This is a genomic window from Nostoc sp. DedQUE08, from assembly GCF_034530895.1.
GTDB lineage: Bacteria > Cyanobacteriota > Cyanobacteriia > Cyanobacteriales > Nostocaceae > Nostoc.
Map to the genome: position 1 here is coordinate 100,236 of NZ_JAVRCD010000011.1, position 15,495 is coordinate 115,730.

At 42.4% G+C, this 15,495-nt stretch carries 14 protein-coding genes; 9 read left to right on the forward strand and 5 right to left on the reverse strand.

All coding sequences use genetic code 11. The annotated features are described in order from the left end of the window. The first annotated feature begins 111 nt into the window (after positions 1 to 111). From gltX to ftsH2, 3 genes are all read left to right on the forward strand, one after another. Positions 112 to 1,557, forward strand: coding sequence for a glutamate--tRNA ligase (gene gltX, locus RMY64_RS10080; RefSeq protein ID WP_322699939.1), 1,446 nt, complete (start codon positions 112 to 114; stop codon positions 1,555 to 1,557). A 223-nt stretch (positions 1,558 to 1,780) separates the two neighbouring features. Next, entirely contained in the window at positions 1,781 to 2,275 is a 495-nt protein-coding gene (locus RMY64_RS10085) for a hypothetical protein (protein ID WP_322672743.1), read from the forward strand. A gap of 454 nt (positions 2,276 to 2,729) precedes the next feature. Beyond that, entirely contained in the window at positions 2,730 to 4,616 is a 1,887-nt protein-coding gene (gene ftsH2, locus RMY64_RS10090) for an ATP-dependent zinc metalloprotease FtsH2 (protein ID WP_322672742.1), read from the forward strand. A 150-nt stretch (positions 4,617 to 4,766) separates the two neighbouring features. Here ftsH2 and rnc read toward each other — a convergent pair whose 3' ends face one another. The 4 genes from rnc to RMY64_RS10105 all read right to left on the reverse strand — a co-directional run bounded on the left by rnc (position 4,767) and on the right by RMY64_RS10105 (position 7,591). Continuing rightward, positions 4,767 to 5,453: a ribonuclease III gene (rnc, locus tag RMY64_RS10095; RefSeq protein WP_322672741.1), complete on the reverse strand. Its 687-nt coding sequence runs from the start codon at positions 5,451 to 5,453 to the stop codon at positions 4,767 to 4,769. Between the two features lie 96 nt (positions 5,454 to 5,549). Further along, complete coding sequence (locus tag RMY64_RS36790) at positions 5,550 to 5,786, reverse strand: HNH endonuclease (protein ID WP_416211822.1); 237 nt, start codon at positions 5,784 to 5,786, stop codon at positions 5,550 to 5,552. A 565-nt stretch (positions 5,787 to 6,351) separates the two neighbouring features. Continuing rightward, on the reverse strand, positions 6,352 to 6,960 hold the full coding sequence (locus RMY64_RS10100; protein ID WP_322672740.1) for a hypothetical protein: 609 nt from the start codon (positions 6,958 to 6,960) through the stop codon (positions 6,352 to 6,354). A gap of 43 nt (positions 6,961 to 7,003) precedes the next feature. After that, complete coding sequence (locus RMY64_RS10105; protein ID WP_322672739.1) at positions 7,004 to 7,591, reverse strand: Uma2 family endonuclease; 588 nt, start codon at positions 7,589 to 7,591, stop codon at positions 7,004 to 7,006. 91 nt (positions 7,592 to 7,682) lie between these two features. On the opposite strand from RMY64_RS10105, the gene bchD reads away from it, so the two are divergent. After that, positions 7,683 to 9,713: a magnesium chelatase ATPase subunit D gene (bchD, locus tag RMY64_RS10110; RefSeq protein WP_322672738.1), complete on the forward strand. Its 2,031-nt coding sequence runs from the start codon at positions 7,683 to 7,685 to the stop codon at positions 9,711 to 9,713. 51 nt (positions 9,714 to 9,764) lie between these two features. On the opposite strand, the gene RMY64_RS10115 is transcribed toward bchD, so the two are convergent. Further along, entirely contained in the window at positions 9,765 to 10,550 is a 786-nt protein-coding gene (locus tag RMY64_RS10115; protein WP_229498888.1) for an RNA polymerase sigma factor SigF, read from the reverse strand. A 656-nt stretch (positions 10,551 to 11,206) separates the two neighbouring features. On the opposite strand from RMY64_RS10115, the gene RMY64_RS10120 reads away from it, so the two are divergent. The 5 genes from RMY64_RS10120 to ybeY all read left to right on the forward strand — a co-directional run bounded on the left by RMY64_RS10120 (position 11,207) and on the right by ybeY (position 15,406). Then, positions 11,207 to 11,935, forward strand: coding sequence for a Bax inhibitor-1 family protein (locus RMY64_RS10120; protein ID WP_322672737.1), 729 nt, complete (start codon positions 11,207 to 11,209; stop codon positions 11,933 to 11,935). Between the two features lie 130 nt (positions 11,936 to 12,065). Continuing rightward, a protein-coding gene (locus RMY64_RS10125) for a PCRF domain-containing protein (RefSeq protein ID WP_322699940.1) occupies positions 12,066 to 13,218 on the forward strand; the annotation gives its coding sequence in 2 pieces (ribosomal slippage) (positions 12,066 to 12,140 and positions 12,142 to 13,218; 1,152 coding nt in all). 127 nt (positions 13,219 to 13,345) lie between these two features. After that, positions 13,346 to 14,468, forward strand: a protein-coding gene (gene prfB, locus RMY64_RS10130; RefSeq protein WP_322672735.1) for a peptide chain release factor 2 whose coding sequence is annotated in 2 segments (ribosomal slippage) — positions 13,346 to 13,417 and positions 13,419 to 14,468 — 1,122 coding nt in all. Because the reading frame shifts where the segments join, the coding sequence is not laid out codon by codon here. A gap of 130 nt (positions 14,469 to 14,598) precedes the next feature. Further along, complete coding sequence (locus RMY64_RS10135; RefSeq protein WP_094350437.1) at positions 14,599 to 14,754, forward strand: DUF3285 domain-containing protein; 156 nt, start codon at positions 14,599 to 14,601, stop codon at positions 14,752 to 14,754. A gap of 163 nt (positions 14,755 to 14,917) precedes the next feature. After that, entirely contained in the window at positions 14,918 to 15,406 is a 489-nt protein-coding gene (ybeY, locus tag RMY64_RS10140) for an rRNA maturation RNase YbeY (RefSeq protein ID WP_416211823.1), read from the forward strand. The last annotated feature ends 89 nt before the right edge of the window (positions 15,407 to 15,495 follow it).

The window sequence follows — 15,495 nt, forward strand, 5'->3', positions numbered from 1 at the left end:
TCACTTAACTTCGGTGATATTAGATTCTGAATTACCCAAAGAGGTTGACTCAGGATTCAGGATTTAAATATAAGCTACATTTATCATGCTTTGCGAAAGAGAGAATTAACTGTGACTGTTAGAGTCCGTATTGCACCGAGTCCAACCGGAAATTTACATATTGGTACAGCAAGAACGGCTGTATTCAACTGGTTATTTGCCCGTCACCACGGCGGTAAATTTATACTGCGAATAGAGGATACAGATTTAGAGCGATCGCGTCCCGAATACACCGACAATATTCTTGAAGGACTGTGTTGGCTAGGTCTTAACTGGGATGAAGGGCCATTTTTCCAATCCCAACGCCTGGATCTTTATAAAGAAGCAGTAGAAAAACTGCTAGACCGAGGATTAGCCTATCGCTGCTACACTACTTCCGAAGAACTAGAGGCGCTCCGAGAAGCTCAAAAAGCTAGAGGCGAAGCACCTCGCTATGACAACCGTCACCGCAACCTCACCCCAGAACAACGCGCCGCCTTTGAAGCAGAAGGTCGTTCTTTTGTAATTCGCTTCAAAATCGAAGATGGGCGGGAAATTGTCTGGGACGACCTAGTAAGAGGAAAGATGTCTTGGCGAGGTAGTGATTTAGGTGGTGATATGGTCATCGCCCGCGCCTCAGAAGAGGGTAGCGGTCAACCTTTATACAACTTTGTTGTTGTAGTGGATGACATCGATATGCAAATTACCCACGTCATCCGCGGAGAAGACCACATCGCCAACACTGCCAAACAAATTCTGCTGTATGAAGCGATGGGTGCAAAAATTCCAGAGTTTTCGCACACGCCGTTGATTTTGAATATGGAAGGGCGCAAGCTTTCTAAGCGGGATGGCGTCACTTCCATTTCTGAATTTCAGAAAATGGGCTTTACTGCTGAAGGCTTGGTAAATTACATGACATTGCTGGGTTGGTCGCCACCAGACTCGACACAAGAAATATTTACCTTAGAAACAGCAGCTAAAGAATTTGGCTTTGAACGTGTAAATAAAGCAGGTGCAAAGTTTGACTGGGACAAGCTGGATTGGTTGAACAGTCAGTATATCCACAATACGCCAGTAGATAAACTCACAGATTTACTCATTCCCTTTTGGGAAGCGGCTGGCTATAAATTTGATGGTGGAAGAGATCGCCCCTGGTTAGAACAGCTAGTAACTTTAATTAGCCAGAGTTTGACTCGCCTGGTAGATGCAGTAGCTCAAGGTCAACTGTTTTTTAACGACACAGTTGAATTTAGCGAAGAAGGCAGTACACAATTGAAGCAAGAAGGTTCTGCTGCTGTCCTTGAAGCGATTGTCACAGCTTTAGAAAATCAGCCGCAACTCTCGGAAGCCGTCGCCCAGGACATTATTAAACAAGTTGTGAAAGAGCAGAAAGTCAAAAAAGGCTTAGTGATGCGATCGCTCCGAGCAGCTTTAACTGGAGATGTTCATGGCCCCGACTTGATCCAATCTTGGTTACTACTAAATCAGATTGGTTTGGATAAACCGCGCTTGAGTCGGGCTATAACGGAAGCTAAGTAGCGATTACTTCCAGATTTTAGAAATATTTCAGATTTTAGGGGCGTACAAATGTGTGCCCCTATCCATTAGGTAGAGCAACTATAAGAACAAGAAATCATTGACTAATTACTAATGAATTATCCCCAGTTTCAAATCTAAAATAGGTAGTCAATTCTCCTCATGTTGGGAACTTGGTGTGTAAAATTAATGTCTTCAAAAACACTTAGAAGCAAACGTAATTAAAATGCCTACAAAAGCGCTCAATAGAGGGATGAGATTATCGTTTATGATAGTTACGCTCTTCATCACATCGACAGTTAATGCTGCGGTTGATGCTCAGGAAGCGCCAACGATATTTGGAGATGTCACCCTTAGCCCTCAGTTTTCGCCAGACCCCCTGACAGTTCGCGGGATGAGTGGTGGCTCAATATCTGGGAGTCAAGTAGGTGGCAGAAGCGAAACAGCCACTGGTCCTTGTACCGGATTTGTGGATGAAACACCAGACCACACATTAGCGTTAACAAGTAAATTTGACTACCTAAAGCTGCAAGTGCAAAGTCCTGAAGACACCACCATGATTATCAAAGGGCCCGGTGGTACTTGGTGCAATGACGATTTTGATGGCAAAAATGCTGGCATTGTTGGTGAATGGCTACCTGGAAGTTACCAAATTTGGGTTGGTTCCTATGAAAAGGGCAAGTATCTTCCTTACACTCTAAAAATTACAGAAGTAAAGTAGGGCATTGGGCATTGGGCATTGGGAAAGAGGAGGCAGGAGGCAGGAGGCAGAAGTTCTAAAATGTTTGAATGAGTAAATTTTGAATTGATTTATCCCCTGCTCCCTCATTTCGCCCACTCTTGTACAGACGCAATTCATCGCCTCTCCCTAAATAGAATCATGATTCAGAGCGGCTGGAACGATACGAGGAGCATTCTGGAGAAATTCTCTCTGTCTTTGCATCCCGTTGCGCTCCCTTTTCTCGTGCGATATTGTATTAAAATTAAGTTAACTTTGATTAAGATTCTTGTTGGCATCGCCATAATGCTCTAATCGGCTTATGGCAGTGCATCTAAGAGATCGAATTAAACAAAATGGATTTATAAACATCCGTTTAACAGCTTAAAGTGACAGAGTGATGAACATTCGGTTACTAGAGCTAACGAGTTGTATAGGCATCTAGAGGCAAATTAAAATGAAATTCTCTTGGAAAGTCGTAGCACTCTGGACGTTGCCGGCTTTGGTAATTGGCTTTTTCTTCTGGCAAGGGGCGTTTGCAGGCGCTCCTGCTGACATGAGTAAGAATACAGCTAATACCCGCATGACTTACGGTCGCTTTCTAGAATACTTGGACAGCGATCGCGTCAGCAGTGTGGATCTTTACGAAGGCGGTAGGACAGCAATTATAGAAGCCCGCGATCCAGACCTGGAAAATCATGTCCAAAGGTGGCGTGTGGATTTGCCTGTTAACGCTCCTGAGTTAATTAGCAAGCTCAAAGAAAAAGCCATTAGTTTTGATGCTCACCCCATGCGCAATGATGGTGCAATTTGGGGATTGTTGGGCAATCTCATTTTTCCAGTTTTATTGATTACTGGGTTGTTCTTTTTGTTCCGGCGTTCTAGCAACCTCCCCGGCGGCCCAGGTCAAGCAATGAACTTTGGCAAATCTAAAGCGCGTTTCCAAATGGAGGCAAAAACCGGCGTCAAATTTGACGACGTAGCTGGAATCGAAGAAGCTAAAGAAGAATTGCAAGAAGTCGTCACCTTCCTGAAGCAGCCAGAAAGATTTACGGCTGTAGGCGCACGGATTCCCAAGGGAGTGCTGTTAGTTGGGCCTCCTGGAACTGGTAAAACTTTACTCGCAAAAGCGATCGCAGGTGAAGCAGGCGTACCTTTCTTCAGTATTTCCGGTTCGGAATTTGTGGAAATGTTCGTAGGTGTGGGTGCATCCCGCGTCCGCGATTTGTTCAAGAAAGCTAAAGACAATGCCCCTTGTATTATCTTCATCGATGAAATCGACGCCGTAGGACGGCAACGGGGCGCTGGTATCGGCGGCGGTAACGACGAGAGAGAGCAAACCCTCAACCAATTGCTCACCGAAATGGATGGGTTTGAAGGTAACACAGGCATCATTATTATTGCTGCTACCAACCGTCCCGATGTACTAGACTCAGCCTTGTTACGTCCCGGTCGTTTTGACCGCCAAGTAACAGTTGATGCACCCGATATCAAAGGGCGTTTGGAAATCTTGCAAGTCCATGCACGGAACAAGAAATTAGATGCAAGTGTATCCTTGGATGCGATCGCTCGCCGCACTCCTGGATTTACTGGTGCTGACTTAGCCAACTTACTCAACGAAGCAGCAATTCTCACTGCTAGAAGACGCAAAGAAGCGATCACCCTCCGCGAAATTGATGATGCAGTGGATCGGGTAGTCGCAGGCATGGAAGGTACTCCTTTGGTGGACAGCAAGAGCAAGCGCTTAATTGCTTACCACGAAATCGGACACGCCTTAGTTGGAACTTTGTTAAAAGACCATGACCCAGTACAGAAAGTTACCCTGATTCCACGGGGACAAGCACAGGGTTTAACTTGGTTTACACCCAACGAAGAACAGGGATTAATTTCTCGTTCTCAGTTGAAAGCCAGAATTACTGGTGCTTTGGGTGGTCGCGCCGCTGAAGAGGTGATTTTTGGGGCTGCGGAAGTCACAACTGGCGCTGGTGGAGACTTGCAGCAGTTATCGGGAATGGCGCGGCAAATGGTGACTCGGTTCGGGATGTCCGACTTAGGGCCACTGTCGTTAGAAAGCCAGCAGGGAGAAGTATTCTTGGGTCGTGACTGGACAACCCGATCTGAGTATTCCGAATCCATCGCTTCCCGCATTGATGGACAAGTCAGAGAAATTGTTGAGCAGTGCTACGACAATGCTAAGAAAATCATCCGTGACCATCGCACTGTCACCGATCGCTTAGTAGATTTGCTCATTGAAAAAGAAACCATTGACGGCGAAGAATTCCGCCAGATTGTGGCTGAGTACACTGAAGTACCAGAGAAACAGCAGTACGTACCGCAACTATAATATTTGACTCTTTTCTGGCTACATCTCGAAAGGAGTAAAGTGACAAAAAATAAAATGAGGGTGGAGTATACCATCCTCATTTTTTTACGTTTTTTCAGTGTTAGAAAGCTTCTAATTTTAAAATTCTCAAAATTTATGAACCCATAAACTCTATAACAAACCTTGTTTTTTCAACTTAGCTAGTGCATCTTCAGCAGCAGCTTTTTCTGCATCTTTTTTATTACGTCCCTTACCTTCTCCGTAAATTTTTTCATCTACTAATACTTTGGCGATGAATTCTGGTGCATGAGAAGGGCCTCCGATTTGGTCTGTAAAGTATTTTGGGGGATTTGGAGTAACGTTGCGTTGCACCCATTCTTGAAAGCGGTTTTTTGAGTCTACATTAGAACGAGGCACAATTATATGCTTAGGATCTACAGAATCAAATAGTGGTTCTATAATTGCGCGGACTGTTTCAATATTAGAATCATTATCCAAATAGTAAGCACCAAGAACTGCTTCAAAGGTACTACTGAGCAAATTAGGATTTTGGTAGCCTCCATCTCGAATTGCGCCTTTTCCTAACCGCATTCTAAAGTCTAAACCTACCTCTTCAGCGAATTTTGCTAATTGCTTTTCATCTACCAGCGCCGAACGTCGTCGGGTTAATTCATCTTCTCCCATTTCTACATGACGACCATAGAGATATTCGCCACTTAAAAAATTCAGCAAAGCATCACCGAGAAATTCTAGGCGTTCATTGTGTTCGCCTTCTCCTGGGTTTTCATGGACGTAAGAACGATGCGTAAGCGCACGACGCAGAAGTCTTTCATTATGGAATATTAGAAGTTTGTGCATTTTGATTTGTTCCTCTTCTTGGTAGTTAATTCAATGGAAAAGGCGGACAAGATGCCCACCTTATAAGATCAGAGCTTAATAAAATTAAGATGCTACTTAGAAACAGTTATTCTTGATCCGGAGAGGCGGATAGAGACTGTTTCCGCGAGAATTGTTACATGAAAAGCAAGAAAGTCGTAAGTTTTCAAAAGAATTAGAACCGCCACGACTCTTAGGCAAAAGGTGATCAAATGTCAGATTTGCTTGCGGGGTATTTTGACGACACCACCAACAGCAAGAACCATAAAAATCAATGAGTTGCTGCTTCTTATTGCGTTTTTGTTTGGGATTCATTTTGTCGATGTTCCATTTCGCTTATTGTTTGGAACAGCATTGGAATATTAGGCATCTACAGGTAACAAATTTCTGTAGAGAGAATTAATAAAAAATTAATTTTTCCATACAAAAAATTTGCTATGTACGCTTTCGTTTGGTTCAAGTCTCAGCCGTAGAACTCCTGGCTTCCTACCAAGTTTCGCGTCATCCTTTCCCCTGAACATTTATCCAAACATCTCATCTTCCCGTTAAAAGTCTACTCAATCAGTTGACTTGGCATTAGGCTAAATACTCAGCCGAAGGGATGACACGAAGCTCGGCAGGAAACAAGGAATTCTGCTGCTGAGACAACACCAAAAACTTGCGCTTTAGAGTGCGGTTACTTTGCTGTCTTAAATACACATTGGCATAGCTAATGCTGGATGTCAATATAGTTCTTTATGAAGATTTTGTAAAAGCTCAGATTCATAGCAGCTTGTTGTAAAACACCACCTGTTATTCATCAACTTTAAAAAGCATCTATGTATTCTATCAAAAACATCATTTATTTAAAAAATAAAAAATATTATAGTTAATCAATAATTTACGGTTTACTTTGCGCGATCGCACCATACAAAATACCTAAAATCCTCTTAATATCCTTAATATAATATTCACTCAAATCAATCGAAACTATATTGCCTTCAAGCTTGAGAAATTGCCAGATCGTACCGATAGTAACAGCACCATATATAGCTTTGATTTGATTTCCACTTCTCTCGTTAAATAACTGAGCCGCTACCATTTCGGCAATACATTGGGCTAAACCAGACCTCAAATTCTCATTTTTACTTTCTACTAAGACAACCACTGGGCTACGTACAAGCAACTGCTCCGAAGAAAGACTCAAAATAAAATCACAAAATCCGTTTAATCCTCGCTGGCTATCAACAGTAAAATCAACTCCTGAAAAAAAGCTTATTTCAAAATTAAACTTGCGTCTAATTTCTAATAAAATTGGACTAATTATCAATTCGCTTCGAGCTTTTTCTGAACTTATTGCTACTGCCAAATCAATATTTTCCCTAAGAATAGTAGATAATAAATCACTACATTCTTGCTCCTGTACATTTGCGAATAGTCCAGATGATTCGTGGATAACTAACCCAAAATAATCAATAACTTCAATAAGTTTAAAATCACTATAAGCCATAAAACTTACTCCTTTGTCTTATGACTGAATCCTACAACAAAGTTTAAAAATTACGTTTTGGCGGAAACACCTTAGCTAAATCAAGAGATAAATCAGGGAAGCAGGGAAAAGTTATTATCTCATCTGACAAGAAAATTCGCTTATTTGAATAACCATATCTGCCTTGATTATCCTGGTATGGTTCACTGTAAGCTTCCAAATAATTATCGAATAAATTTAATATCCAATAATCAGTAATACCCGTTTTAGCATAGAGAGGTATTTTAACATCTTGGTCATAAGCTAAAGAAGAATCTGCAACCTCCATTACCAATAACACATCAGTCGGTTTAGGGTGAGACGAGAGATAATTATCATCTCGGTTTTGAACAATCGCAAAATCTGGTTCGGGTTCGCTGTTAGGTGGCAAAGTAATCGGGGCTTGAGATTGCAAAGTTGCCCTATCTCCTACAATCTTTGGGAGTTGTTTCCATAAATTCCTTAGACAAGTTTCATGGGCTGTACCTTTGGATGCAATTTCAATAATTTCCCCGTTGATTAATTCAATATGGTCATCTTCATGGAAAAGGCCCAATTCTCCAAGCCTGTGGTATTCATCCAGTGTGAAGCGTTTAGCTTGAGCAATACTCATAACTTTACCTTTCTCTCATCGCCATAATACTTATTCTAAATGTGTCAGAAATTGGTATGCTAAAGGCCGAGACTCGCTATGAAAGCAAACAATGCCTGCGCCTACTATCAATCCCACCATCACTGCTTTTCCCTTGACAGCCGTAGTCGGTCAAGAAGCAATTAAATTAGCCTTACTGTTAGCCGCAGTTGATCCTGGTTTGGGAGGAGTAGCGATCGCAGGTCGTCGCGGTACGGCAAAATCTGTAATGGCTCGTGCTATCCACGCTCTACTACCGCCGATAGAAGTTGTCAAAGGTTCAATCAGCAATTGCGACCCCAATCACCTAGAAGAATGGGACGATCAATTATTAGCGGAGTACGCAGACAAAAACACTCAAGATGTTCCCGTCGAAATCATTCCCGCGCCTTTTTTGCAAATTCCTCTAGGTATTACAGAAGACCGACTCCTCGGTTCAGTAGATGTTGAAAAATCGGTAAAGCAAGGTGATACCATTTTTCAGCCTGGGTTACTCGCTACAGCAAACCGGGGTGTACTGTACGTAGACGAAATTAATTTATTAGATGACCAAATATCAAATCAACTTTTAACAGTATTATCTGAGGGACGCAACCAGATCGAACGGGAAGGGATTAGTTTTCAGCATCCGTGCAAATCCCTATTTATTGCCACCTACAATCCAGAAGAAGGCGGATTACGAGAGCATTTATTAGATAGAATTGCGATCGCACTATCTGCTGACGGTGTACTCGGCTTAGATCAAAGAGTAGAAGCAGTTGAAGTTGCGATCGCTTATTCTAAATCTCCCCAAGACTTTCTCGAACAGTATAACGAAGATTTAGACTCTCTCAAAACCCAAATCATCTTGGCGCGGGAATGGTTGAAAGAAGTAATCATCACCCACGAACAAATTGCCTACTTAGTAGATGAGGCAATTCGCGGCAAAGTTCAGGGACATCGGGCCGAGTTATTCGCCACGCGGGTTGCCAAAGCCGCCGCAGCTTTAGAGGGACGAACAACAGTTAATGCCGAAGATTTGCGCCGTGCGGTGGAACTGGTAATTGTACCACGCGCCACAGTTGTGCAGACACCACCACCAGATCAAGCACCACCTCCGCCTCCGCCGCCGCCACAAAATCAAGAAGAACCCCAAGACGAATCAGAAGAGGAACAAGAAGAACAGGAAGAACAGGAAGAAAATCAAGAGCAAGAACCGCCCAGTATCCCGGAAGAGTTTATCTTCGATCCAGAAGGGGTAATTCTTGATGACAGCGTGCTTTACTTTACTCAAACAGCAAAGCGGCAAGGTAAATCTGGTAGTCGCAGTGTCATCTTTTCGGATGACAGGGGACGCTACATTAAGCCAATGTTGCCCAAAGGGAAAGCGCGACGCATTGCAGTAGATGCCACGTTGAGAGCTGCGGCTCCTTATCAAAAAGCACGAAGAGAAAGACAACCAGATAGAAAAGTTATTGTCGAACAGCCTGATATTCGCTCGAAACGCCTGGTACGTAAAGCCGGGGCGTTGGTAGTATTTGTGGTAGATGCTTCTGGCTCAATGGCACTGAATCGAATGCAATCGGCTAAAGGTGCAGTAATGCAACTATTGACTGAAGCTTATCAAAACCGCGACCAAATAGCATTAATTCCCTTCCGAGGAGAACAGGCCGAGGTATTATTGCCTCCAACACGTTCTATTGCTTTGGCGCGTAACCGTTTAGAAAGGTTGCCCTGTGGTGGGGGTTCGCCCTTAGCACATGGTTTAACTCAAGCTGTGCGCGTCGGCTTAAATGCTCAGATGAGTGGAGATATTGGGCAAGTTGTCCTTGTAGCAATCACCGATGGGCGAGGTAATATTCCTTTAGCGCGTTCTTTGGGCGAACAGCTAGAACCAGGAGAAAAGCCAGATATCAAAGGAGAATTATTAGAAATTGCTGCGAGAATCCGGGCTTTAGGAATGCAACTATTAGTAATTGATACAGAAAGTAAATTTGTGTCTACTGGGTTTGCTAAAGAATTATCGCAAACAGCAGGCGGTAAATATTATCATTTGCCGAAAGCGACAGATCAAGCTATTGCTGCTATGACCAAAGGTGCGATCGCTGATTTAAAATCTAGATAATTTGTCATTTGTCATTTATCATTTGTCATTGGATTTTTGACTTAGCTATGACTACGAGCCAGTAGGCATTACCTGTGGTTGTAAATAGCAAATCAAATCTTGAATTCCCTTTTGCAGATAGCGGGTTACTGTCATTGGACTAGTACCAATGTTCTTAGCTGCATCCTTGCGAGAAAGTTCCTTCAAAAATACCATTTCAACTGCCATACGGGGCTTTTCTTCCAACATATTGATTGCGCCTTGGAGTTGTTGGCGTTCTTCTTCTTGTTGCAGAAGTACATGAGAACGAGGACAAGGAAGTGCCTCACCTAAGGTTATTTGGCAATCAACATAGTTAACTGCGGTTGCATCTAAACTCAAGGGCATACGGTTTTGAGCAGCTAACTTGGTTTCTTGCCACTCTTGTACAGATACCCGAAGTTGGCTGGCAATTTCAGCATCCTTGGGCGGGCGACCTAAAGAGATTGACAAGTCCTTGCGAATTTTTTGTCCTTCATTATATAATTCTTGCCAACGACGAGGAATTTTTAATAGAGTACTGCGATCGCGCAAAAAGTGCAGCATCTCACCGCGAATATATGGCACTGCAAAGGAACTAAAAGCATATCCTTGGCTGGGATCGAAACGCTCAATAGCCCTAATCAAACCAAAATACCCAATTTGTTCTAAATCTTCATAAGGTTCATTGCATTGATGGCTGAATTTATGAGCCATCTTCCGTACTAAGCCAGTATGTAACTGTACAAGTTTATTACGAAGTTTAATAGATGGATTCTGGTGGTACAAGTGCAATAATTCTATACCATCAGTTCGTAAAGAGGACTCACTTGTTGCCATATAAATTACCTTTGTTGTAACTCCTATTCCTGAGAAAATGGAGCTGCGTATATTTTCTTCTAAGCTGTTATTATTTTGCTGAGTCAGGGAAGAATAAGCCATCGTCGTTTCACTGAACTTGTTAGGGGTCTAACTCCACAATTCAGTATTTGTACGCATGATTTTGGGAACCCCTCTGTTACAGGTGATTTTTGCTTTTTATATAACTGTTGAATGGTAAATAATCTTTAGCTTTTGCAACAAAAACTAGCTATTTATGCTGAAAAATGCATCACTTACCTAATAGTCATCTGTCATACTGAGTGCAAGTGGATCGGTAGTCAATACTGCACGCTTTGTGGATTTTTAACTCGGAATTGGATTTGGGGAAAAGGTTACTGGGTAAAGGTTAAAGGTTTTTTCTTTCCCCTTTTCCCCAAAACCCGACAGTATTGGATCGGTATTGAATTAATCGCAAAATAGGTTGCAATCAAGGGTAAAGAGTATGCTATCAGTACTAAAGATGCTGTAAAATCCTCAAAAACTGACGACTCTAATTTTCAACAACAAAGCCGCCCTTCAGATTTGGCAACGATATTAAATCCTTGTCCGTTAACGGCAAAGATTGGTAAGAATAGGAATAAGCAGAACGTTTTCCTAAAAAACAGTTTTTCAATATGAGCAATACCAGTAATTTTCGTGAAGCTATCCGTGAGGCTAAATCTCACGCTCTCGTTGGCCCAAACGTGATTGCCAACGCCCTCCCTTACGTCGGTGGTGGATTGGTGCTAACCGCATTAGGAACCTACGGCGGTTTAGGAATTATCCGTACTAACCCCGAAATATTCTTTCCCACCTTCATTGGTGCGGTGATTTTGGAGTTAATTTTGTTCTTTGTTGCCCAAAATGTTGCCCAAAAAGGTAATAAGGGTCTTGCACTACCTCTGTTGGCAACCTACAGCCTCTTGTCTGGATATACTCTCAGTGGCTTGGTGTATGTCGCTTTGAGATCCCAAGGCGTTGGCATTCAAGGCATTGGGTTAGCTGCCCTTGGTTGTGGTGTCACCTTTATTGCTGCCCGTCAAATTGGTTCAAATCTTTCTGAACAAGATGGCATGGCTTTGACGAAAACCATCAATCTTGGTGTCATTGCCTTGGTGGTTGTGTGTCTTGCCCAATTCGGATTTGCCATGTTTGGTGTTTACGCGCCAAATTGGTTAGAAATTGCCATCTCCGGTTTGGGAGTATTCCTGTTTGTTGGGGTTTCTGTTGTCGATTTCTACATCTTGCCCCGCACTTACAGCGATGACCAATATTTGCCTGCTGCTTTGTCGATGTACTTAACTTACATAAACTTGTTTGTCTTTATCTTGCGGTTGCTAATTGCCATCAATGGCCGCGATTAATTGTCTGTAGGCACTAAGACAAGTAAAGTTTTATAAAGTAAAAACCGTGGTTGAATTTTTAGCAACCACGGTTTTTCATCGTTTTAATAGTAGGATATATAGATAAGTTAAGCCTCAAGTGAGCAAAACTATGCTTGAACTCTTAAATATCAAAATTGAAGTAAAAAGGTTGTCTAATATCTTGACCAAGGCTGAAGGCTGTCTTTGACCTCCCAGAACTGAGTGCAAAAACTCAAGAGTTGAATCAATTAATTTCTCAACCTACTTTCTGGCATAATTCTGTCACTTACTATCAGAAACTTCAAGAAATTGAATTCCTCAACGCTAAGAAGAAACAATATCAGCGATCGCACTTCATTCTAGAAGATATCAAAGCTGCACTAGAACTACTAGAATTATCTGCTGATGAAGAATTATTGCAAGAGGCGCAAACCAACCTAACTCAACTCCAAAAAGAACTTGAAACAGTAGAAATAGAACAATTCCTGTCCGGCCCCTGCGACCAAAAGGGGGCATTCTTGGCAATTACGGCTGAGGTTGGAAGTATAGATGCCCAAAAATGGGCAGCTATATTATTACAGCTATACCATCGTTGGGCAGTAAATCATAACCATAAAGTGTATCTAGTGCAAGAGTCAACAGGTGATTTAGGAGGGTTCAAACATGCCACCCTAGAAATTACAGGGCGTTATGCTTATGGCTGGCTAAAATCGGAACAAGGAACTCATGCAAGAATAGAGCGAATTTCTCCTGTTCATGGCAATGGCAGACGGCATACTTGCCTAGCCAGTGTAGAAGTCAGCCCGATTTTAGATGAGTCTATTGATTTTGAGATTCCAGATAAGGATTTGGAAATTACTTTTTATCGCCATCGGGGGAATGTCAACCGAACAGAAACGTGGGTAAAGATGGTTCATATTCCGACTGGGATTAGTGTATCTTGTAACCAAGAGCGTAGCCAGCTGCAAAACAAAGAGAAAGCCTTGGCTATTCTCAAGAGTAAACTGTTTGCGATGTCTACGACGGGCTACGCCTACGCACTAGCCCAAAATGTCCAGCTTGATGAAATTCAACCCGGACAGATAAAATCTCTATCCAGCAAGCTTATCCGTGAATATATCTTGCATCCTTACACCAAGGTGAAAGATTTACGTACCAATGTAGAAACACCTGCTGCGACAGAGGTTTTAGATGGTAAAATTGATTTGTTTATCAAAGCCTATCTGCAACAGCTAAATCACACTACTTCAGTAAGTAAAAAAGCGCTTGATAATTTAAAGTAACTTTTCTAACTTAGATTTAAGTAGTGCAGAAAAAATTTGCCCAATTACAGCTAAAATCAAAAAACATAAGTAGAATAAAGAGCAATTTTTTAATCCAAAGCGCTCTATCTATCATTCAGCAAGCATTATGGATGTCCTAGAACTCAAACGCGAAATCGAAACGTTGTCTGGCCGCCTGGGTAAAACCCAGGACTATCTTTGACGTACCTGCACTGACAGCCAAAATTCAAGACCTCGAAAAAATATCAGCTCAACCAGAATTTTGGGATAACCAAACCCAAGCCCAACAAACTCTGCAAGAACTCAACGACCTAAAAGCCCACCTCCAGCAATACGATCGCTGGCACGCCAATCTCGAAGATACTAAGGCAGTTGTGGAATTATTGGAGTTAGAAACTGATGAGGCACTACTCCAAGAAGCCGAATCTACCATCACTAAACTCAATCGTGACCTAGATCAGTGGGAGTTACAACAGTTACTTTCCGGCCCCTATGATGCCGAAGGTGCTGTACTGACAATTACTGCTGGTGCTGGTGGCACAGATGCTCAAGACTGGGCATTTATGCTGATGCGGATGTACACCCGTTGGGGCGAAGCTCACGGCTATAAGGTAACTTTAGCTGAAGAGTCGGAGGGTGATGAAGCCGGAATTAAATCGGCAACCCTAGAAATTACCGGTCGCTATGCTTATGGTTACTTGCGCTCGGAAATGGGTACACATCGTTTAGTGCGAATTTCACCTTTTAATGCCAACGGTAAGCGACAAACCAGTTTTGCTGGGGTGGAAGTGATGCCACAGATTGACAACTCTGTGCAATTGGATATTCCAGATAAAGATTTGGAAATCACCACAACTCGCTCTGGTGGGAAAGGCGGGCAAAATGTCAACAAAGTAGAAACAGCAGTGCGCATTGTTCACCTGCCCACGGGTCTTGCCGTGCGCTGTACAGAAGAGCGATCGCAGCTGCAAAATAAAGAAAAAGCCCTAAATCGCCTCAAAGCAAAGCTGTTGGTCATAGCCAAGGAGCAACGCGCCCAAGAAATTGCCGAAATTCGTGGCGATATGGTGGAAGCCTCTTGGGGAAACCAAATCCGTAACTATGTATTTCATCCTTACCAAATGGTGAAGGATTTACGTACAAACACGGAAACAACAGCGATTGGTGATATAATGAATGGCGAACTTGATACATTCATTCAAGCTTATCTGCGCCAAGAAAATAAACTAGTAGAAAACAGTCAGGCATAGAGGCATTCATTACATAACATCCCGATTACTAAGGCGTTTCACACAGAAACGCCTTAGCAATATATGGGCGATCGCCATTCTATCCCAGACCAACTGTTACAGTTATAAAAGAGTCTGTAGACAAATAACTATGAGCAACTCACCTTCAACAGAACCTCAACCTAGCTACGTTAAACTCGCCATGCGAAACATGGTGCGGAAGGGTGGAACTTCCCTAAAGCATTTTGGATTGACTGCTGTAGGGCTTTTAGCTCTGCTTGTTGGTCTTGCTTACCTCACTCACTAAACTAGTCATTAGTCATTAGTCATTAGTCATTAATTATATTTAAAAGGACAGATGACCGATGACAAACGACAAAAGACAGTCTTAACGACAAATCGTAAACCTCAGACAAGGAGACTGTGTGCCCCTGAGAGTTGAACTATATGTGGAGGAGTATTTTTATGAGTTGTCCCCGACAACATCTGTAAAAATTGACGAGACTAATGCCCGAATTACACCTGAAACTTGGGAAAACTGGTTTAATCACTGGTTGGAAATACTTCACCCTCAGATTCCACCAGCGCCAAGTTATGAAATCGGGCTGCGTTTGACAGATGACTTGCAAATTCAAGAACTGAATGCTCAATATCGTCAGCAAAATAAGCCGACAGATGTTTTAGCCTTTGCTGCTTTGGAAGTGGATTTTCCTCAAAGCAAAGAAATGCTTGCCTCTGTCCCATTATACTTAGGTGATATTATTGTGTCTGTAGATACAGCACAACGCCAAGCTCAACAACAGGAACATAGCTTATCAACTGAGCTAGCCTGGTTAGCTGCTCACGGTTTATTGCATCTGTTGGGCTGGGATCATCCTGATGAAAAAAGTTTGGAGCGAATGTTAAAACAGCAAGTGGGATTGCTGAATGCAATAGGTATTGCTATTGACATGGAATAGCAGTAATTGAAGTATCTCTTAATGTTAATTTTGGGTAATACTTTTATAATACTTCTGTGGAAAATTGCTTAAAGATTGCCTCAAAGTTA

Excerpts from the sequence above, each read along its gene's own strand:
- RMY64_RS10100 (WP_322672740.1), bottom strand. The coding sequence starts at position 6,960 with ATGGCTTATAGTGATTTTAAACTTATTGAAGTTATTGATTATTTTGGG.
- RMY64_RS36790 (WP_416211822.1), bottom strand. The coding sequence starts at position 5,786 with ATGAATCCCAAACAAAAACGCAATAAGAAGCAGCAACTCATTGATTTT.
- bchD (WP_322672738.1), top strand. The coding sequence starts at position 7,683 with ATGCCTGCGCCTACTATCAATCCCACCATCACTGCTTTTCCCTTGACA.
- RMY64_RS10085 (WP_322672743.1), top strand. The coding sequence starts at position 1,781 with ATGCCTACAAAAGCGCTCAATAGAGGGATGAGATTATCGTTTATGATA.
- rnc (WP_322672741.1), bottom strand. The coding sequence starts at position 5,453 with ATGCACAAACTTCTAATATTCCATAATGAAAGACTTCTGCGTCGTGCG.
- RMY64_RS10120 (WP_322672737.1), top strand. The coding sequence starts at position 11,207 with ATGAGCAATACCAGTAATTTTCGTGAAGCTATCCGTGAGGCTAAATCT.
- RMY64_RS10115 (WP_229498888.1), bottom strand. The coding sequence starts at position 10,550 with ATGGCAACAAGTGAGTCCTCTTTACGAACTGATGGTATAGAATTATTG.
- RMY64_RS10135 (WP_094350437.1), top strand. The coding sequence starts at position 14,599 with ATGAGCAACTCACCTTCAACAGAACCTCAACCTAGCTACGTTAAACTC.
- ftsH2 (WP_322672742.1), top strand. The coding sequence starts at position 2,730 with ATGAAATTCTCTTGGAAAGTCGTAGCACTCTGGACGTTGCCGGCTTTG.
- RMY64_RS10105 (WP_322672739.1), bottom strand. The coding sequence starts at position 7,591 with ATGAGTATTGCTCAAGCTAAACGCTTCACACTGGATGAATACCACAGG.